Origin of the sequence: Xenorhabdus yunnanensis, from assembly GCF_028598805.1 — a bacterium.
Classification (GTDB): domain Bacteria; phylum Pseudomonadota; class Gammaproteobacteria; order Enterobacterales; family Enterobacteriaceae; genus Xenorhabdus; species Xenorhabdus yunnanensis.
The window spans coordinates 1-490 of the sequence record NZ_JAQRFI010000235.1; the positions used below are offsets into that span (position 1 = coordinate 1).

At 42.4% G+C, this 490-nt stretch carries 1 protein-coding gene; it reads left to right on the forward strand.

The features are described from left to right. Positions 1 to 490, forward strand: a 490-nt coding sequence (locus PSI23_RS22030) for a DNA methyltransferase (protein ID WP_273557047.1), incomplete at both ends; no start/stop codon positions are given.

The following is a 490-nucleotide window of genomic DNA, read 5'->3' on the forward strand; positions in this document are numbered from 1 at the left end:
TATGCTTTATCCCAGACTGAAATTAGCCAGAAATTTATTATCTGATGAGGGAATGATATTTATATCGATAGATGACCATGAAGTGGTTAATTTATCCAATGTGTGCAATGAGATATTCGGTGAAGATAACTTCGTCGAAAGATTTATCTGGCAGAGTGGAAGAACCTCCGCATCCATTTTTACCCGGGAACATGAATATATCTTGGCCTATGCAAAAGACAGAACGCAATTAACTCATCTTGTTTATAAGGGGGATGATAGCTTGATTTCTGACCGGGCAATAAAAAAGGTCAGCGCTAAAAACCCGGCGTCAGAAATAACCTTTCCTGCCGGCGTCAGGTTCTTGGGTGAAAATAAAACGTTTCCACCCGTATTTGGCGCTAAAGAAGTCGTTGAAGTGACCTCAGGGGTATTGGAATGTAAGCATGGGGTCTTAGCCCGCGAGGTCACGCTAAAAGCGGGCTGGACAATGAAGCGCCAAATTGAAAAT